Below are 20,857 nucleotides of genomic sequence, written 5' to 3' on the forward strand. Positions count from 1 at the left end.
GGAAAGTGGTGGACTTACTATTAATGGAATTTATAATTCTACACCAAACTATTAGTGATGGCGATGCCATTGGACATGATATACAAGAAATGTATAAAATTATTGAAAAAAAAGGGATTGATGTTGGAGTATTTTGTGAGAATTTTATGACAAGTGAAAATGTTCAACGTATCGATTTAGAAAATCTAAAAAAGAAAATTAAAAATGCAACCACCGTGCTTATTTATCATCATAGTATATACTGGAAATTGGGCGAAGAGGTACTGAATCACTCTAAATGTAGAGTGATTGTTAAGTACCATAATATAACGCCCTCTTATTTTTTTGAAAATTACAGTGAGATTTATAAAAGACAGACATCAATGGGTAGAGAACAAACAAAAAGATTAGCCAATAATCCTGAATTTAATTTTTTGAGTGACTCAGAATATAATAATCAAGAATTAATATCACTAGGTGTAGATGTTGAGAAAACTCGAATTTTAGCTCCATTTCATAAAATAGAAATTTTAGCTTCAGTTATACAAGAACAAGACGAAGTGATTTCTCTATTAAGGAATAATAACTGTATAAATGTATTGTTCGTTGGAAGGGTGGCTCCTAATAAAGGACATATAAACATTTGTCATGTTGCTAATTCTTATCGGAAAATGTATGGCGAGAAAATAAAGTTTTGGGTAATTGGTGGATATGATCAAGAGATAAGTTCATATAATCATGAAATTGAAGAATTGATTAGAAAGAATAGTCTTGAGGATAATATCATTTTTACTAATAAGATATCTGCAGAAACTTTAAAATCCTTTTTTGTTGGATGTGACATTTTCCTTTGTCTAAGTGAACATGAAGGGTTTGGAGTCCCTCTAATAGAAGCTCAGTACTTTAATAAACCTGTTATTGCTCTAGATCGAGCAGCTGTTAAAGAAACATTGGGTGATAATCAATTAGCAATTGATATTTTTGATTCTAATTATTTCGCTGCAGCAATTTATACTGTAGCTCATAATCGAGATATATATGATTATTTGACTAATGTAGGCCTAGAGAACTTTCAATTGCGATTCTCATTATCAGTTTTGAAGGAGAAGTTTGAGGACTATATTGATGAATATTTAAGTATTGGAGTAAATATATGAAAATAGCTATTGCAACTGTACAAATTCCGTTTATAAAGGGAGGGGCAGAATATTTAGCTTCTAACCTACTTAAAGAACTAACGGATCGAGGATATGAAGCTGATATTATAACTATGCCTTTTAAGTGGTATCCATCTATAAATATAATTGATAGCATGTTAACTGCAAGGATGATTGATTTAACAGAAGTTAATGGTGTGAAAATTGACAGGGTTATTGCTTTAAAGTTTCCAATGTATTATGTACAGCATCAACATAAAGTGACTTGGATGTTGCATCAACACCGTCAAGCATACGAACTATGGGGAACTGAATACGGGGACTTAGATCGTATGGAGAACGGTGAGAGAACTAGAGAAATTATTATGAAAAATGATAGTGAATTTTTAGCTGAAAGCAAAGGTTTGTATACAATATCTAATACGGTAACTGATCGTTTGAAAAAATATAATGGATTAGATTCTATTCCTCTATATCATCCTCCCTCAAATCATGAAGAATTTTATTGTGATGCTTTTGATAACTATATATTCTATCCTGGACGAATTACAGAGATTAAGAGACAACATATTCTAATTGAATCGCTTAAATATTGCGATAAAAGTATTACAGTTGTTCTAGCTGGCACACTTGATGAAAGCTATAAAAAGAAGATATATAGTATTATTAAGGAAAACAAACTTGAAAATAGAGTTCTATTTGCAGGGTTTATTTCAGAAGAAGAAAAGAGAAAATATTATTCTAATGCACTAGCGATTTATAATGGTCCTTATCAAGAGGATTATGGTTATGTTACATTAGAGGCATTTTTTTCCTCTAAGCCTGTTATAACTCATAATGACTCTGGTGGTCCATTGGAATTTGTAAAGGACGAGCATTCTGGGTATGTAACTGGAAATAGTCCCCTTGAGTTAGCTGAGAAAATTAATTATTTATTCAATAATAAGCCAAAAGCAAGAGACTTAGGACAACAGGGAAGAAAGCTGTTAGAGCAAATGAAAGTTGATTGGAACTATGTTATAGAGAGGCTAGTTACATGAGAATCGCTTATTTTAGTCCGTTTAATCCTTTGAAAAGTGGTATATCTGATTATTCTGAATATTTGGTAACTGCATTATCAGATAAGGCAGAAGTCGATTTGTGGGTTTCTGGTTTTGTTCCAATTAATTTAGAGGATAAATTCTTGATTATGGATTATATTGATAATCCCGGACTTCTTGAGAAGCTTCCTGAATATGATGCGATAATATATAACATTGGGAACAATCCGTACTATCACTCTCATATTTATGATATTTTTTTGAAATATAATGGATATGTAATCCTACATGATCTCATATTGTATTATTTAGTTACCGGTTTTTATCTAGAGTTGATTAATAACTCAGAGATGTTAATTAAAGAAGCTTATTACAATGGTGGTTTTGATGCTAAAGAGCTAATGGAATCAATATTGAGAAATGATGTGCCTGCTCTTCAATATAAGAATCCCGAAAATCTACCACTTAATAAGAGATTGATTGAAAATGCTAAAGGCATTTTAGTACATTCAGAGTATGCCAAGAAACAAATTCTTACAGTAGATGAAAAAGCTAGTTGTTGGGTGATTCCTCAAATAGGGCCACAAGATAATGAGGAGTTATCTGTTGACGAAACCATTCATTTAAGGAACAAATATAATATTGGTGAGAATGATTTGATTATTGCTTCATTTGGGTTTGTAGCTGAATCGAAGAGGATCCATCAAGTACTACATGCCCTCTCGAATATGAACACAAAGGGTTTAAAGTATTTACTAGTTGGTGAAGGGGATTATATTAACCCATTAGTAAAGAAATATAAATTAGAATCTATAGTTATTCAAACAGGTTTTACTACTATTGAAGAATTTGACAAACTAATTAAATTAACTGATATAGTCGTCAATTTGAGATATCCGTATATGGGAGAGACATCTGCTAGTATGATCCGTGCTTTGCTTTTTGGCAAGCCATCTATAGTAACTGATATTGGTTGGTTTTCCGAATTACCTGATGAATCTATAGTTAAAGTGGGTTATGGTGAGAATGAAGTATCGGAACTAAAAAAAGAACTTGAAGTTTTGATCTATGATAAATCTTTGCGAGAAAAATATTCAAAGGAAGCTTCACGTTATGCAATGAATTACCTCAACCGAAGTGGGATTATTAACAACATTTTAAATGGTATCTCTGATACAGAGATGGTTAATGCAAGACGAAACTTTAAATTACAGTATTGTGATCGTGTTTCAGAGAAACTTATTGAGATAGGACTTGATGCTGCTGATCAAAATCACTTGAATTATATAGCAGAACAAATATTTCGTATTCTATAATATTTTTAATGTTTTTTTTATTTTGAAAAGTCTTTTCCTAAATAGATCTAACAAGATCCAATTTATGTATACATTTAAACTAGAAGTAGAGGAAAGGGATTCGTTTTTACAAACAGAATCCCTATTCTTTTTGATAGGGTTTATTAAATGGAAAATAAGTATAAGGGGTTCTAAATGAAACGAGAAAAGTACTATGAATTTGTGAAATATTTAGGTGTTGGGGTAATAAATACAATAATAGGCTTATCGGCTGTATTGATATTATTTAATATTTTTAATTTTAACTATTGGTTTGCCACTGCTTTGGGAAATCTTATTGGTATTATTGTAAGCTTCTTTTTAAATAAGAGATATACTTTCAAATATAATGGAAATAGTGGCTCGAGTTTTCCTAAGTTTTTTTTAGTTTCTTTAATTTCATATATAATTGCTTATTCGTTAGGGGCCTTTATTAGTGATTATATGGAAAGAATGATAGATAATATTGTTTTAGTGAATAATTTAATTATTCTTTTTTCATCAGGTTTATATACAATATTAGGTTTTATTGGGCATAAAAAAATCACATTTAAAACTTTGGAGGAATCATGAAACACGAATTATCAAATAAAAAGAACCTTTTGATTGCTCTTTTAGTGCTCATGGTAATATTTATTTTCAGTTGGAGATTTGGTACTATATATACGGCATTAGGATTGTCTTTATTAATGAGTATGTTGTTTCTTGTATTTAATGAGAAGACAAAGAGCCTTAGAAAAGGAACAATCAGTTCAATTGGGATAATACTAGGTGGTGGCCTCGGAGCAGTTTTCTTTATAACCGTTTTAAATCCTAATACATTGGATACTTCATCAATTAACTGGCTTTTAACTCGCGTTGATCCGGCCCAACACTTTGTTGGATGGCATTTTTTTAGAAGTGAGGAATGGAGTTTTCCTCCAGGAATTATTAAAAATCTTAATACACCTATAGGAACTTCTATTACATATACTGATTCAGTTCCATTGCTGGCTTTTATTTTGAAAATTTTCAACCCTATTTTACCCCCAGTATTTCAATATATGGGAATATGGATGTTACTCTGTTACGTTTTGCAAGGTGTTTTTGGATTACTACTTATGAGAAAATTAACGCAAAATTTATCCCTGCAGCTATTAGGGGTGATGTTTTTTGTAATGAGTCCAATAATGCTTTTTCGGTCATTTTCACATGAGGCTTTGATGGGACATTGGATAATACTTGCCGGATTATATTTATTTAAATCGACATACATCCATAGGAAATGGCTTTTTTTATTTTTTGTCAGTCTTCTTGTGCATCCCTATTTGTTTATAATGATCTTTGCTATTTTTGTTTTGAAAATGATAGAGTTACTTGTTTCTAATGAAATAAATATAAGAGAATGTATATTATACTCAATCTCTACAATTATGTTGATTTTGTTTACCCTTTGGTTTATTGGTTATTTTTATATAGGTTCATCTGGTTCTACAGGCGATTTTGGATACTATTCTATGAATATTAACTCAATTTTCAATCCACTTGGATGGTCAGAGTACTTTCTTAAAGATCAGCCATTGACTTCACATGGACAAGGTGAGGGTTTTAACTATTTAGGTTTAGGTGTAATTTTACTATTATTTTGGTCCTTCTATACATTGGTTAATAACAGGAAATTTAGTATACGAAGAAATATAGGATTATTATTATTAAGTATAATATTTACGCTTATTGCATTAAGTAATGTTATAACCTACTCAGATAAAGTAATACTAGAAATTAATTTACCGGCATTTGTTATGAGTTTATTAGGGATAGTTCGAGCATCAGGTAGATTTTTTTGGCCTGTATATTACTTGTTAATATTATTTAGTTTATCTACTATTATTAAAAATAATAAAAGAAAACAGGCGATTATTTTTTTAGTAGTGGCTTTATCTATTCAGTTTGCAGACCTTTCAGGAAAATTTAATGAATATAATAATATGTACACAAATGATACAATATTGGAAAATCCATTAAAATCTGAAGTGTGGGCGAAGCTAGATGAAAAAAAATATAAAAATATTGTTTTTGTTCCCGCTAAGGTGAATGATCAAAACATTGCTTTTGCAATGTTAGCAGCTAATAAAGGTATGACAATAAATTCTTTTTATACAGCTAGAGATGATAATGAGAAGAAAGATAACTATGACAACGAATTAATGGGGGTTTTTGAAAGAGGTGAATGGAATTCGAAAAGTATATATATAGTAGATAATTCATTACTCGAGAAAGCCATGAAAAATAAGAAAATAAATGATTTATTGTTATTGGTCGATGGTTTCAATGTACTTATACCGAATGGTGTAGTTGATCAACAAATTGTGAGTTTAAATCTAGATTTGTATAGTTATCGTTATAACTATGGCGATATTGTTAATTTTGGGGTTAGTGGAAATTCCAGTATTATAAAAAGCGTCGGATGGAGTTCTACAGAGGAAATTTCCACATGGACTGAAGGAGATCATGCAGATTTGAATTTTTCTTTACAGAAACCTGAAAATGATCTTATTTTGACAATGAAAATGTCACCGCTTCTTGGTGGCGAAACAAAGGTACAAAATTTGATAGTTACCGCCAATAATCAAGAAATAAAAAGGGTCAGTATTAATTCTTATGGTACTTATCAATTTGTTATCCCAAAAGAAATTGTTAGTGATCAATTGAAGATTTCATTAATTCTTCCTGATGCTACTTCTCCTTATATGTTAGGAATAAGCGAAGATCAAAGAAAATTAGCACTTTCTGTAGAAAATATAATTTTGGATGAAATTTCTCATTAATTAAGGTGAGCACTAATGAGCTGAGGATGAGAAATGAAAGATAGTATCGTATGGAAGAAGAAAGAAATAAGAAATCTAAAATTTAATATTTGAGAAAGGATCATGGTATGACTTCTAATAGTTTTAATATGTCTATTATTGTTCCGATGTATAATGAGGGAGAAAACGTAAACGTTTTTTATGAAAAACTTACTCAAATACTTGTAAGTCAAAGTTACGACTATGAGATTATTTGTATAAACGATGGAAGTAAGGACGACACAATGGAGAGACTTCGAAGTTTGGCCAATCGTGATCGTCGTATTAAAGTAATTAATCTATCAAGAAATTTTGGTAAAGAGATTGCTATGTCTGCGGGTTTAAAATATTCTAAAGCTGACATTGTAATTCCTATCGATGCAGATTTACAAGATCCACCTGAGGTTATTCCATTACTTATTGAGAAGTGGAAGGAAGGGTATGATGTTGTATATGCAACCCGTATAAAAAGAGATGGTGAAACTTGGTTAAAAAAGGCGACTGCACATACATTTTATAGAATTATGGGAAAAATGACACGATTTGAAATTCCTGCTGATACTGGTGATTTTCGATTGATGACTAAGCAGGTGGTTGAAGCATTAAACCAACTTCCTGAGCAACACAGATTCATGAAGGGGTTATTTAGCTGGGTTGGTTTTAAGCAAACTAGTGTTACTTATTATAGAGAACCTAGATATGCAGGGAAAAGTAGTTTTAACTACTGGAAGCTTTGGAATTTTGCTATTGAGGGAATAACTTCATTTTCCTTTGCTCCATTACAATTTGCAACCTATTTAGGGCTACTAATTGCGGTCTTATCACTAGTGTATGCAACTTATCTAGTTATAGCGACAGTCACTTTAGGTAATCCCGTTCCTGGTTATCCCTCTCTTATGGTTGCTATTTTGTTTTTTGGTGGAGTTCAACTAATAACCTTAGGTGTGATAGGAGAATATATAGGCAGAATCTATAATGAGTCTAAACGAAGACCTCTTTTCTTAGTAAAAGAAGAATTGAATATAGATGACGAAATTAAGCCGGCTTCTAAATTAAAAGTTATCAATTAAGCATTCGGACTATAAGATGATATTGACTGTAGAATGCTACAGCTATACGTTTAACTCTCATTTATTTTTAGGGACAATAAATTTAATAAGAAGATAGGTGTAGCTTATGAAGGGCATAATCCTAGCCGGAGGCACAGGCTCTCGTCTATACCCTCTAACAAAAGTGACCAACAAACATCTCCTTCCAGTAGGTAAGTACCCAATGATTTTCCACGCAATCTATAAGCTCAAACAGGCCGGTATTCAGGATATTCTAATTGTTACTGGTAAAGAACATATGGGTGATGTGGTAAGTCTACTTGGGAGCGGTAACTCTATGGGGGCTTCCTTTACCTATAAAGTTCAGGATGAAGCCGGCGGCATAGCAGAAGCACTGGGACTTGCTGAGCAATTTGTTGGATATGACCAAAGTGTAGTTATTCTTGGGGATAACGTATTTGAAGAAGATATTTCTCAATATATTGAGAACTTCAAAGCTCAAGGAACCGGAGCTAAGATATTGATCCAAGAGGTCTCTGATCCACAACGCTTCGGTGTGCCTGAACTGGCAGGCGATAATATCATATCTATTGAGGAGAAGCCTGCTAAACCGAAAAGTGGATATGCCGTTACTGGAATTTACATGTTCGATAGTAAAGTTTTCGAGATTATTAAGAAGCTTACTCCTTCAAATCGAGGAGAACTTGAAATAACAGATGTAAATAATGCATATATTAAAAGAAATGAACTGACGTATGATGTTCTAGGCGGTTGGTGGACTGATGCTGGTACGCATTCGTCACTAGCGAGAGCCAATGAATTGGCTAGGAATATTATGTTTGATGATGAATTTGGAAAATTAAAACTATAGAAACGAGGAGGAGATCCAAAATGAATGTCACTCCTTTGAAGTTACAAGGCGCAAGCCTACTAGAACCGGTTGTCCATGGCGACAACCGGGGTTTTTTTATGGAAAGCTACAACGAAGAAATCATGCATAAACTCGGCGTTAACTATCAGTTTATCCAAGATAATCAATCCCTCTCCGCAGAGGTCGGTGTCCTACGAGGTCTTCACTACCAACTGAACCCTAAAGCCCAAACAAAATTAATCCGCGTCTTATCCGGTGTTATTTATGATGTTATCGTCGATATCCGTCGTAATTCACCAACATTTGGTCAGTGGGTTGGCGTAATTCTTAGCGAATATAACAAACGCCAACTGCTTGTACCTAAAGGCTTCGCGCATGGCTTCTGCACGTTGGTCCCTAATACCCAAGTGTTATACAAGGTGGACGAATATTATTCCCCTGAGAATGATCGCGGCATATTATGGAATGATCCAGCGTTAGGTATTGATTGGCCGACTTCTAGTCCGATATTATCGGATAAAGATCAACGTCATCCTGTACTAATGGACGCGGAACTTAACTTCGAATTATAAACATAACATTTCATTGAACAAAAGGTGGGCTATAAATGAAACTGCTAGTTACCGGCGGAGCCGGCTTTATCGGCAGCAACTTTGTATTATACATGCTGCAACAACACCCTGATTACCAAATCGTTAACGTAGACGCGTTAACATACGCAGGTAATCTGGAGAACTTAAAATCAATCGAGAATCATCCTAACTACACATTCGTAAAGGCAGACATTACAGATGTACAGGCAATGGATGCATTGTTTAGCCAAGGTGTTGATGTAGTGGTAAATTTCGCGGCTGAATCGCATGTGGATCGGAGTATTTTGGAGCCAGAAGTGTTTGTGAAGACGAACGTGCTTGGAACACAAGTACTTTTGGATGCGGCGAAAAAATACAGTGTTACTAAATTCGTTCAGGTTTCTACGGATGAGGTATACGGATCACTTGGAGCAACCGGTTTGTTTACTGAAGAAACTCCTTTGACTCCGAACAGTCCATATTCGGCAAGTAAAGCTGGTGGCGACTTGCTTGTACGTGCATACCATGAGACATTCGGACTGCCAGTGAACATTACCCGCTGCTCGAACAATTATGGCCCGTACCAATTCCCTGAGAAGCTTATTCCGCTTATGATCTCCCGCGCACTTACGGATCAAGCGTTGCCTGTATATGGCGATGGGATGAATATCCGTGACTGGTTGTATGTTGAGGATCACTGCAGCGCGATTGATTTGGTTATCCACAAGGGCGTGAACGGTGAAGTATACAACATTGGTGGCAATAACGAACGTACAAATGTGCATATCGTGAACACAGTATTGCAGGAACTTGGCAAACCTGATTCACTGATTACTTATGTTCAAGACCGTCCGGGTCATGATCGCCGCTATGGAATTGATCCTACCAAGATTATGAACGAACTGGGTTGGAAGCCGAAACATACGTTTGAAACAGGTATTAAAGAAACCATCCAATGGTATCTCAATAACCGCGAATGGTGGACTCGCATTCAATCTGGGGAATACCAGAAGTACGCTGAATTACAATATGGCGATCGTTTGGGAGAATCTCTATAATGGCTCAACTGAAGGTACTTGTTACAGGCGCGGCTGGACAATTGGGTCAGGACGTAGTTTTACTACTCCAGCATCAAGGTCACCAAGTGATGGGCTGCGACCGTCAAGAGATGGATATAACCGATCTGGATCAGTGTATCCAGGTTATTGGTGAGTTTGGACCGGATGCTGTCATTCATTGTGCTGCGCATACAGCAGTAGATGCGGCAGAAAGTGACATCGATGCAGCTTATTTAATTAATGCAACGGGCAGTCGAAACGTAGCGCTAGCTTCTGAAAAAGCTGGAGCTAAGCTGGTGTACATTAGTACGGATTATGTATTTGATGGTTTGGGAGTACAGCCTTACCATGAGTATGATAATACAGATCCTAAGAGTATATATGGTAAATCGAAACGTGCGGGCGAGGTGCTCGTTCAATCCCTCTCCTCTAAGTATTTCATCGTACGCACATCATGGGTGTATGGTAAATACGGGAATAACTTTGTCAAAACAATGCTAAAGCTTGGTCAAGAAAAGCCAATGCTTCAAGTAGTCGATGACCAAAAGGGTTCGCCTACCTATACAGTTGATTTAGCTCGTTTCTTACTTGAGCTTATCCAAACTGAGAAGTATGGTGTATACCATGCGTCAAATAGCGACTCATGTACTTGGTTTGAATTTACACAGGCGATCTTTGCAGAGGCTGAGGATATTTTGGGTTTGAAATTCACCGCAAAGCTTGAACCTTGTGCTACGGAACAGTTCCCAAGACCTGCACCGCGTCCTCGGAATTCGGTGATGGAGCATCTGTCGATACGTACGAATGGATTTGAGGATATTCGACCTTGGCGTGAGGGCCTGAGAGATTTCCTCTTAGAGCTAAAAGAATAAGATAGTAGCAATTGAAACTCCCAAATCGGTTATAACGATACGGGAGTTTTTTGTATTCTTTCGTTATAATAAGAAGGGAGTGTGTAGTTAACAAGAAATTACAAAGTCGAGGATACTCATGAATAACAAAACAGTAAGTGTACATATCGTCACCTATAATAGTGCTGATGACATCATAGATTGTATAGAGGCAGTAATGGCACAGGACTATTTGGTCAAAAAAATTGTCGTAGTGGACAACGCTTCAACTGATGGTTCGGCGGATAAGGTCAGAACGTTCTATCACCAGTTTAACTCGGACTCACCCGCTGCATTCTTGGTGGGGCATGAAGCTATGAACTCCGCAAGGGAGATAAAGCAATATCCAACAATTGACCTTCTGGTGAATGAGCTTAACACAGGCTTCGCCCCAGCCCACAATCAAGCGATTGCCGCTACGGAAACAGATTACGTGCTCGTCCTTAACCCTGACCTAACGCTTGCTCCAGACTATATTTCCAGACTAATCACACAGATGGAGAATAATCCGCAGATTGGCAGCGCCACAGGCAAGCTTTTGCTAAAGGCAGATCATGGGCTGGTAGACAGCACAGGTCTCCTTATGAACAGAGTACGCCGTGCATTTGATCGCGGTGCGGGTGAGCCAGCTGACCAATGGACGCAATCGGGTTCTGTATTCGGTGTATCTGGAGCGGCTGCGATGTATTCCCGACGGATGATCGACGACATAAGTGTTGATGGCGAGTTTTTTGATGCAGACTTTTTTGCCTATAAGGAAGATGTGGATGTGGCTTGGAGGGCGGAGTTATTTGGCTGGCAGGGATATTATGATGCTGAGGCGATCGGGTATCACGAACGTGGCTGGAAAACGTCTGGTCGTAACACTAAGCCGTTGTTCATCCGACGAATATCTTACATTAACCGCTACAAAATGATCTACAAGAATGAACCGACTCGAACTTTGCTGAAAACAATCTTCATTTCTCTCCCCTATGAAATTGCAGCTCATGGTTATATGCTTCTGAGAGAGCCACAGTTAATTACAGCGTGGAAGTCCTTTTTTACTCAGCTCCCTGCGTTAAAAAAGAAGCGGGAGTATATACAAGCCGCGATAAAAGAGAGAAAGAAACACAAAAGCTAAACCGCATCTGGAAAAACCTCCCTGAAACGTCACCTCCTCTCAGGGAGGTTTTATGTTATAATTATTGTCGGTAGATTACTATATTTGTCAGGAGCGTTACGCAGTGAATGTAGATGTAAGCATACTTATTGTTAATTACAACACGTGTCGCCTGACGATGGATTGTCTCAGGTCGGTGTATGACTCAGCAACGAACTATTCCTATGAGATTATTTTAATAGACAACAATTCCAATGATGATTCAGTAGAGAAGATTAGTAGAGAGTTTCCAGGTGTAATGTTGATCGCAAATAACGACAATGTCGGTTTTGCCCGTGCTAATAATCAGGGGATGGAAGCTTCATCCGGACGGTATGTGCTGCTGCTGAATTCAGATACGGTGGTACGTAAGGATACGCTAGAGACGATGATCTCCTTTATGGATAGTCGGCCTGATGTAGGAGCGTCAGGGTGCAAGATTATTTTACCGGATGGCTCGCTGGATAAAGCTTGCAAGCGGGGGTTTCCTACACCGTCTGCTTCGTTCTATTATGCTTTTGGATTTAGTAAGCTATTTCCGGATCGTCCGAGGTTTAACGGTTACCAGTTAGGTTATCTGGACCCTGATCTTGATTACCCGATAGATTGTCTGGTTGGTGCGTTTATGCTGCTGCGGCGGGAGACGATTAACCAGGTGGGTGGATTGGATGAAGAGTTCTTTATGTACGGTGAGGATTTAGATTGGTGTTATCGTATTAAAGAGGCTGGTTGGGAGATTTATTATTATCCGAAGACCTCTATCGTACATCTTAAAGGCGGCAGCGCCAGACGCAGACCGTTTAAGATCGTCTATGAATTCCACCGGGCAATGATTTTATTTCATCGTAAGCATTATAGTAAGAAGTACAACAGTATGATAAATGGAACAGTATATGCCGGCGTAGGTGTGAAGTTCGCACTTTCGCTTTTGCGGAATGCCTTAACTTCACCTAAAACAGTCCCATCACCTGCTCAGAGTCTTAACTCCGCTAATGAAACAGGTGCACGTAACGAAAAGAATACTGAGGTGAATTTATGATTCGGCGTAATCAGAAATTTTTGACACAGCTCTATATGGTGGCTGACTTTCTTGTCATCCAGCTGTCCTTCCTTATAGCCTGGTGGCTAAAGTTTAGAAGTGGTTGGATGGAGTACGAAAACCCGCTGCCTGTAGAGTCGTACGCTTACTGGAGTATGATTTATGGCGGAATTGCAGTGCTAATCGGTATACTGCTGTCGCTGTATTTGCCGAAGCGTAAGAAAAGGTTTGTCGATGAATTCATTAAGATTTTCCAAGTGCATATTATGGGCATTTTCATTCTGCTCGGTCTGATGTTCTTCGTGAAAGAAATAAATATCTCTCGAACATATCTAGCTCTTTACATGGGATTGAACATTCTTTCTATTATGCTGTACCGTTATGTGCTGAAGAAGATGCTTAAATCTTTACGTGAAAAAGGTCTCAACCGCCAGTTCGTACTCATTATAGGCGCAGGAACGTTAGGCAAAAGATTCTATAATAATCTAGAGCAATACCCCGAGCTCGGGTACGAAGCGATTGGTTTCCTGGATGACTATCATACATGGGATGGAATTGAGGAACAACGATATAAACCGATTCTTGGAACAGTTGACCAGTTGTCTGGAATGCTAGAAATGCTGCCTGTGGATGAGGTTATACTTGCGCTGCCACTTGATGCACATTCGAAGTATCCTTCAATTATTGCGGCCTGTGAAAAAGCAGGCGTGCGCACATTGATTATCCCTGACTTTTTCGACTACTTACCAGCCCGCCCTTACTTTGATAACTTTGCAGGCATGCCGATGATTAATGTTCGTGATATTCCACTAGATATGACGGGTAATAAGATGGCAAAACGATTGTTTGATATTGTGTTCTCTTTGTTCGCTATTATTATGATCTCTCCTGTGATGCTTATCGTGGCTCTTGGTGTTCGTCTGACCTCTCCGGGACCGATTATATTCAGGCAGGAACGTGTGGGATTGAACCGTCGTAATTTTATGATGTATAAGTTCCGCTCCATGAAGATGCAGCAGGACGGCGAAGAGGATACGGGCTGGAGTACGCGTGAAGATCCTCGTAGAACAAGATTTGGAACCTTTATCCGTAAGACAAGTCTGGATGAGCTTCCGCAATTTTTTAATGTGTTACTGGGACATATGAGTGTGGTTGGACCTAGACCAGAACGCCCATATTATGTGGAACAGTTCCGTGATGAAATTCCGAAGTATATGGTAAAACACCATGTACGACCTGGAATTACAGGTTGGGCACAGAGCAATGGACTCCGCGGTGACACTTCCATCGAGGAGCGGATCAAACACGATATTTTCTACATCGAGAACTGGTCTTTACTGTTTGACATTCGAATTATTTTCAAAACGATTCGCAACGGCTTCGTCAACAAAAATGCTTATTGATTCCTGCACTTATTTTGGATTTATTAAACTTTTATACGATCCCCGTTTCTACCTATGGTAGAGCGGGGTATTGTTTATCTATTGTTTTATAATCTAAACTTCGCAAAGGAAACTCTCAACTATGGATAAGAAAAAGATTGTTGCAACCGTGATTGTAATTGGAGCTCTTATCATGTTACTTGTAATCGCTTTTAGTAATGAAGACAAGCAGCCTGCAAGTGGCTTTGAAGCTCACAAGGTCGTAGCACATGCCATGGGTGGCATTAACGGCCATACATACACCAATGCTTTTGAAGCATTTGTTGCTAATTATGCACAGGGAACTCGCGTATTTGAAGTAGACTTGTTATTATCGGCTGATGATCAGCTAGTAGGTAGGCATGAGTGGTCAGGCAACATGAGTAAGCTTTTAGGTCAGTTGGATGTTCTTCCTGCTAATAAACAAGGGGTAGTACTAGATTATAAGGAATTCATGGACAGTCCAATCCTGAATATATACTCCCCGATCGATGTCGAGAAGTTGCTTGATCTGATGCAGCATTATCCAGATGCCTATATCGTGACCGATACGAAAGAAATCAAACCTGAACTTATAAATAAGCAATTTACATTGTTGGTAGAAGCGGCGCAGCGCCGGGATCCAGCCTTATTAGATCGGATTGTTCCACAAATATATAATCAGTCGATGCTTGATGAGATCAATAAGGTGTATTCTTTTCCAGAAGTGCTTTACACTCTGTACCAATCCAAGGATACGGATGAACAAGTTATTGAGTTTGTTAATAAAACAGGTGTGGATATTACCATGCCAGTTGGTCGAGCCACCAAGAGCTTTGTTAAAAAGCTGAAGAAGGCTGGCGCTCGTGTATATGTTCATACAGTAAATGAAGAAGCTGAAATTAGGGAACTGGCCCGTATGGGCGTGGATGGTTTTTACACTGATTTTGTACCCGAAGAGGATTTGATTAACATCTCAGGTGTACGTTGAAATCTTAGACTACTTATTGCCATTAAAAAATACGAAAAAATGTTCGCATTTTTGTTCGCTTTAAATTGACACACCTGCTGTGCTGGCATAGACTAGATCTATATCTTTTGCGGCGGCAGGAGTGTCTTTGTCTTGCCCAAATGACTATTAAGGATGATTCTCATGAAATCAGTGCAGCAAATGATCAAACCTTGGCGGCATGTATTTAAGCTAGACCCTGACCGGATGATTTCAGATGAGGATTTGGAGGCCGTTTGCTTATCTGGCACGGATGCCATACTGATAGGGGGCTCAACAGGAGTAACCTATGAGAATACAGTGGATCTCCTAGCAAGAGTAAAACAGTTTGAGTTACCTTGTGCACTTGAGGTATCCGAACTTGAAGCTGCTGTTCCCGGATTTGATCTTTATATGATCCCTATGGTGCTTAATACGCCTGATCCAGCCTGGATTGTAGGCCATCATCGCCGAGCTATTGAACGCTATGGATTTATGATTCCATGGGATTCGCTTCTAACGGAAGGTTATATTGTGCTGAATAGTGCCTCTTCAGTTGCACGGATTACAGGGGCTGAGACGGCCATTGATGCTGAAGAAGCGGCTGCTTATGCTCAGGTTGCGGACAGGCTGATGTCACTGCCGATTGTTTATCTTGAATACAGCGGTAGGTTCGGGGATATGGAGACTGTGCGGACAGTACGCGAAATGGTGGATCACGCCCAACTTTTTTATGGTGGGGGCATTACTTGTGAGGCGGAAGCCGAGCAGGCAGCAGCTCTATGTGATACAGTAGTGGTCGGCAATATTATTTATAGTGATGTACAGCAGGCACTGCTAACAGTTGCGGCTGTAAAAAAGACAGTACAAGAGCAATTCGATTAAATTATAAGAAAGTATAAGTTTCACCTTATACATTATCCTTATATTCTTCGCATAAACACTTACCGTCCTTATAAGGACGCCAAAGGCGTTTATGTTTAGTGGTTATTTTTAGGACTACTTATGATTTGTGATTTTATATTTAGAAAGGAGCATGTTACACATGCAACTTATTAGCATACAAGACGCAGTAAGTCGACTGAATCCTCCACAAAGACAGGCTGTCGAAACTACTGAAGGACCACTTTTGATTATGGCTGGTGCGGGCAGTGGGAAGACGAGAGTGTTGACTCACAGAATCGCCTGGCTGATTGCAAATCGAAAGGCGCCGCCTTGGGCGATTTTGGCGATTACATTTACGAATAAAGCCGCGCGGGAAATGCAGGAACGTGTATCTAAGCTTGTCGGACCTGAGGGAAGAGATATCTGGGTATCCACCTTTCACTCTATGTGTGTTCGGATTTTGCGGAAGGATATCGAGCGGATTGGTTTTACCTCCAACTTCTCCATTCTGGACTCTACAGATCAGTTATCCGTAATACGTAACTGTATGAAGGAACTGAATATTGATACGAAGAAATTCGAACCAAAAGCTGTGCAGGCTATCATTAGCGCATCCAAGAATGAGCTGATCACTCCGGCGCAGTATGAGCAGAAGGTTGGCGATTATTTTGAAGGCTTAGTTGCAAAGGTATATAAGATGTATCAAAGACGTCTAAGAAGCAATAACTCGCTTGATTTTGATGATTTGATTATGAAGACCATCGAACTGTTTAAGGAAGTTCCCGAGGTACTTGATTTCTACCAAAAGAAATTCAAATACATCCACGTGGATGAGTATCAGGATACGAACAGAGCGCAGTATATGTTGTGCCGTATGCTCGCTGATAGCCACCACCGGATTTGTGTGGTAGGGGATAGTGACCAGTCGATTTATCGCTGGCGCGGAGCGGATATTACGAACATTCTTAATTTTGAAGAGGACTATCCAGAAGCGAAGACCATTCTTCTAGAGCAGAACTACCGTTCAACTGCTAATATCTTGAATGCAGCCAATGGTGTGATCGCACTCAATAGTGGACGTAAGCCGAAGAAGCTGTGGACCGATTCCGAGGAAGGTGCCAAGATTAAGGTATACCGGGCGGACTCCGAGCATGATGAAGGTTACTTTGTAACCGGAGAAATCAGCAGAAATGTGAAACAGGGTCAAGCCTACCAGAATCATGCGATACTGTATCGTACGAATGCCCAGTCACGGGTAATCGAGGAAATTCTAATTAAATCTGATATTCCGTATCAAATCGTAGGCGGGATTAAGTTCTATGATCGTAAAGAAATCAAAGATCTGCTCGCTTATTTACGCCTGTTGTCTAACCCTGATGATGATATCAGCCTTACGCGTATTATTAATGTACCTAAGCGGGGATTAGGGGATACAACGGTTGGTAAGCTGGCAGCTGCGGCTGGTGAGCGTGGTGTTTCTATTTTCCGCGTACTACAAACTGTAGATGATTTGGGCTTTGCCGGACGGACGCGGAATATGCTAGTAGAGTTCTACGATATGATTGAAGCTCTGCACCGTATGGTGGAGTTCTTGTCCGTAACAGAACTGACGGAAAAAATACTGGAGATGTCGCAGTACCGTTTGGAGCTGCAAAATGAAAACACTCTCGAATCTCGCTCGCGACTAGAGAATATCGATGAGTTCTTGTCCGTGACGATGGAGTTTGAAAAGAATAACGAGGACAAATCGCTTGTCTCTTTTCTCACGGATCTTGCACTTATCGCAGATATTGATAGTGTGAATGATGATGAAGAGGACCGTAGTGACGCTGTAGTCCTGATGACGATGCACAGCGCCAAAGGTCTGGAGTTCCCAACGGTATTTATCGTCGGGATGGAAGAAGGCGTGTTCCCGCACAGCCGAGCCTTCCAAGACAACGATGAGCTCGAAGAGGAACGCCGGCTTGCGTATGTAGGGATCACCCGCGCCGAGAAACAATTGTTTCTCTCTTGCGCGCGGATGCGTACGCTCTTTGGGCGGACGACGGCGAATCAGCCGTCCCGCTTCATTGAAGAGATTCCGGAGGAGTTGAAGGAAGATACCGCGAAGACACAGGACCGCTTCCAACGCGGAGGCTCGGAGGTAGGCGGTGCTTACGGCGGACGCGGCTTCAGTGGCGGCAGTCGTGGGAACTTCGGCGGCCGAAGTGGAGCTGCTGGTGCGGCGCCGATTGGCAGCGGAAGCACAGCGTCCGCAGCGACAAGCAAGAGCAGCGTGACAGTAACCTCCGGAGGCGCACAGCGCGCTACTGGAGCAGGGGCTGCAGCAGCTGGCGAATACAAAGCGGGTGATAAGGTTTCGCATGGCAAATGGGGTACTGGCACCGTTGTAGCTGTGAAGGGCACCGGGAATGATACGGAGCTGCAAATTGCTTTTCCGGCACCAGTGGGTGTAAAACGACTGCTTGCAGGGTTTGCACCGATTACCAGGGTGGAATAATAGTAGGAAACGATTAACGAACGGATATTTAGACCACGCTAATCATTAGGAAACTTATTGACGGAGGGATGTACCTGCATGGATGCTATGCATGTGATGGAAGAGCTTGTTGCGGAGTTAAATAATTATAATTACCACTATTACACGCTGGATGCTCCGCTAGTCAGCGATAAGGAATATGATGTTTTATACGACAAGCTTGTAGCACTGGAGGCTGAGAGTGGCTTCGTACTACCAGATTCACCTACACAACGTGTAGGTGGAGAGCTGCTTAAGGGCTTCACGCCGCATCGGCATCTGGCTCCGCTTTGGAGTCTCGATAAAGCACAGAATATTGAACAGCTGCGGAGCTGGAATACGCGGGTACTTCGCTTAGTGAATGAGTACAATCTTAAGAACCCAGGCAACCCTCTTCCTGCTCCTTGTTATGCAGTAGAACTGAAGTTTGATGGCTTGACGCTGAATCTAACCTATCGGAATGGTGTTCTCGAACAGGCATCGACGCGTGGTAATGGTGTCATTGGGGAAGGAATACTTGCTCAGGTGAAGACCATTAAGTCTGTTCCATTAACGATTCCTTTTAAAGAAGGGGTCATTGAAGTACAGGGCGAAGGGATTATGAATCTATCTGTGCTCGCTGATTATAATACCCGGGCTGCAGAGCCACTTAAGAATGCGCGTAATGCGGCGGCAGGAGCACTGCGCAATCTAAACCCGAAGACTACTGCAGAACGTCGTTTGAATGCATATTTCTATAATGTAGGTTTTGGCGAAGGTGTAGAGTTCGCCGATCATCAGGAGATGATGGATTTTCTACGGAATAATAAATTCAAAGTTAATCCTTATCTGACTTACTGTAATGATTTCGATGATGTGACTGAGCAGCTTGCTGGAATCGAGGAGAGTCGTTCAAGTCTTGATTACCTCATTGATGGAGCGGTGATCAAGGTAACGGATTTCCGTATTCGTGAAGTTCTTGGTTACACTGACAAGTTCCCTCGCTGGGCAGTGGCTTATAAATTTGAAGCTGAAGAAACAACGACCGTGCTTGAGTCTGTTAGCTGGAATGTAGGACGTACAGGTAAAGTGACTCCTTTAGCTCGTGTTGAAGCCGTAGAGCTTGCTGGAGTTACCGTGCAGAATTGCACATTAAATAATGTGGGCGATATTGAGCGCAAAAACTTGAAATTCGCCTTAGGCTCACGAGTGTTTATTCGGCGTTCTAATGATGTTATCCCGGAAATTCTCGGCAAGGTAACAGAAGAGAATGACGGAGGAGAAATTATTTTCCCTGAGGATTGCCCGGCTTGTGGATTTCCGCTAGAAATGCGTGGTGCGCATCTTTTCTGTAATAATAAGCTGAACTGTAGACCGCAAATTATTAGTCGGATCACTCATTTCGCTTCGCGTGATGCGATGGATATTGAGACGTTTAGTGAGAAGACAGCAGGTCAGCTCTACGACGAGCTTAATGTTCATGACTCTGCGGATCTGTATGAGTTGTCCTTTGAGCAGCTTGTACAGCTGAACCGTTTCGGGGAGAAAAAAGCACAGAATTTGCTGCAAGCGTTAGAGGATAGCAAAGGTCGCGATCTCGCCTCATTCCTCTTTGCGTTAGGAATCCCTAACACAGGTAAAGCAACAACTAAGATGCTGGCTGATCATTTCCGCGATCTGGATGCTGTGATGCAGGCTAAAGCGGAAGAACTTGCCGAGTTGCCAGACATTGGCGGGATTGTCGCCGAGAGTATTGTTAACTTCTTCGCAGATCCTATAGTTGTGGCGAATGTTGCTCGGTTGCGGGCGCTTGGGGTTGAAGCAAAAGCTCCTGAGGCCGCACGCCCTGTTAGCACGGATTCCTTCTTTAGCGGAAAAACGGTAGTGTTGACCGGTTCATTACAAAAGCTTACACGTGACGAAGCCGCCGAACGTCTGGAAGCACTCGGAGCGAAGGTGTCTGGAAGTGTATCTAAGAAGACGGATTTGGTTATTGCCGGCGAGAAGGCAGGTAGTAAACTGGCCAAAGCACAGCAGCTGGGCATTCAGGTCATCGAGGATGAGGATGAGCTGATTCGACTGCTGGAGATGTAAGCATATTTTTACTAAATTCTAAAAGGGTACCAGTTCCA

At 39.8% G+C, this 20,857-nt stretch carries 17 protein-coding genes; all 17 read left to right on the forward strand.

What is annotated here, in order from left to right; genetic code table 11:
- Positions 1-23 precede the first annotated feature (23 nt).
- Complete coding sequence (locus ACQKMP_RS17790) at positions 24-1,136, forward strand: glycosyltransferase (protein WP_427470231.1); 1,113 nt, start codon at positions 24-26, stop codon at positions 1,134-1,136.
- Complete coding sequence (locus ACQKMP_RS17795) at positions 1,133-2,176, forward strand: glycosyltransferase family 4 protein (protein WP_427470233.1); 1,044 nt, start codon at positions 1,133-1,135, stop codon at positions 2,174-2,176. Before ACQKMP_RS17790 ends, ACQKMP_RS17795 begins: the two co-directional genes overlap by 4 nt.
- Positions 2,173-3,492, forward strand: coding sequence for a glycosyltransferase family 4 protein (locus tag ACQKMP_RS17800; protein WP_427470235.1), 1,320 nt, complete (start codon positions 2,173-2,175; stop codon positions 3,490-3,492). Before ACQKMP_RS17795 ends, ACQKMP_RS17800 begins: the two co-directional genes overlap by 4 nt.
- Positions 3,493-3,666: 174 nt before the next feature.
- Positions 3,667-4,083, forward strand: a complete 417-nt coding sequence (locus tag ACQKMP_RS17805; RefSeq protein WP_427470237.1) for a GtrA family protein — start codon at positions 3,667-3,669, stop codon at positions 4,081-4,083.
- Positions 4,080-6,317, forward strand: coding sequence for a DUF6311 domain-containing protein (locus ACQKMP_RS17810; RefSeq protein ID WP_427470239.1), 2,238 nt, complete (start codon positions 4,080-4,082; stop codon positions 6,315-6,317). The genes ACQKMP_RS17805 and ACQKMP_RS17810 overlap by 4 nt, the downstream gene beginning before the upstream one ends.
- A gap of 107 nt (positions 6,318-6,424) precedes the next feature.
- A complete protein-coding gene (locus ACQKMP_RS17815) occupies positions 6,425-7,405 on the forward strand; it encodes a glycosyltransferase family 2 protein (RefSeq protein WP_427470241.1) in 981 nt (326 codons plus the stop codon).
- Positions 7,406-7,511: 106 nt separating this feature from the next.
- Positions 7,512-8,255, forward strand: a complete 744-nt coding sequence (locus ACQKMP_RS17820; RefSeq protein WP_427470243.1) for a sugar phosphate nucleotidyltransferase — start codon at positions 7,512-7,514, stop codon at positions 8,253-8,255.
- Between the two features lie 20 nt (positions 8,256-8,275).
- Positions 8,276-8,827 carry a dTDP-4-dehydrorhamnose 3,5-epimerase gene (gene rfbC, locus ACQKMP_RS17825; protein WP_427470245.1) on the forward strand — a complete coding sequence of 184 codons (552 nt, stop codon included), beginning with the start codon at positions 8,276-8,278 and terminating at the stop codon, positions 8,825-8,827.
- A 35-nt stretch (positions 8,828-8,862) separates the two neighbouring features.
- Positions 8,863-9,885, forward strand: a complete 1,023-nt coding sequence (rfbB, locus tag ACQKMP_RS17830) for a dTDP-glucose 4,6-dehydratase (RefSeq protein ID WP_427470247.1) — start codon at positions 8,863-8,865, stop codon at positions 9,883-9,885.
- Positions 9,886-9,893: 8 nt separating this feature from the next.
- Positions 9,894-10,757, forward strand: a complete 864-nt coding sequence (gene rfbD, locus ACQKMP_RS17835; RefSeq protein ID WP_427470282.1) for a dTDP-4-dehydrorhamnose reductase — start codon at positions 9,894-9,896, stop codon at positions 10,755-10,757.
- A gap of 118 nt (positions 10,758-10,875) precedes the next feature.
- Entirely contained in the window at positions 10,876-11,898 is a 1,023-nt protein-coding gene (locus ACQKMP_RS17840; RefSeq protein ID WP_427470249.1) for a glycosyltransferase family 2 protein, read from the forward strand.
- Positions 11,899-12,055: 157 nt separating this feature from the next.
- Positions 12,056-12,955, forward strand: coding sequence for a glycosyltransferase family 2 protein (locus ACQKMP_RS17845; protein WP_042194604.1), 900 nt, complete (start codon positions 12,056-12,058; stop codon positions 12,953-12,955).
- A complete protein-coding gene (locus tag ACQKMP_RS17850; protein ID WP_427470251.1) occupies positions 12,952-14,358 on the forward strand; it encodes an undecaprenyl-phosphate glucose phosphotransferase in 1,407 nt (468 codons plus the stop codon). The genes ACQKMP_RS17845 and ACQKMP_RS17850 overlap by 4 nt, the downstream gene beginning before the upstream one ends.
- Positions 14,359-14,479: 121 nt before the next feature.
- Positions 14,480-15,346: a phosphatidylinositol-specific phospholipase C/glycerophosphodiester phosphodiesterase family protein gene (locus ACQKMP_RS17855; protein ID WP_427470253.1), complete on the forward strand. Its 867-nt coding sequence runs from the start codon at positions 14,480-14,482 to the stop codon at positions 15,344-15,346.
- Between the two features lie 162 nt (positions 15,347-15,508).
- Positions 15,509-16,228, forward strand: a complete 720-nt coding sequence (locus ACQKMP_RS17860; RefSeq protein WP_427470255.1) for a heptaprenylglyceryl phosphate synthase — start codon at positions 15,509-15,511, stop codon at positions 16,226-16,228.
- Between the two features lie 160 nt (positions 16,229-16,388).
- Positions 16,389-18,728, forward strand: coding sequence for a DNA helicase PcrA (gene pcrA, locus ACQKMP_RS17865; RefSeq protein WP_427470257.1), 2,340 nt, complete (start codon positions 16,389-16,391; stop codon positions 18,726-18,728).
- A gap of 78 nt (positions 18,729-18,806) precedes the next feature.
- Positions 18,807-20,819, forward strand: a complete 2,013-nt coding sequence (gene ligA, locus ACQKMP_RS17870) for an NAD-dependent DNA ligase LigA (RefSeq protein WP_427470259.1) — start codon at positions 18,807-18,809, stop codon at positions 20,817-20,819.
- Positions 20,820-20,857 lie beyond the last annotated feature (38 nt).

Source organism: Paenibacillus sp. NPDC101420 (assembly GCF_050277435.1).
In the GTDB taxonomy this organism is placed as follows: domain Bacteria; phylum Bacillota; class Bacilli; order Paenibacillales; family Paenibacillaceae; genus Paenibacillus_AQ.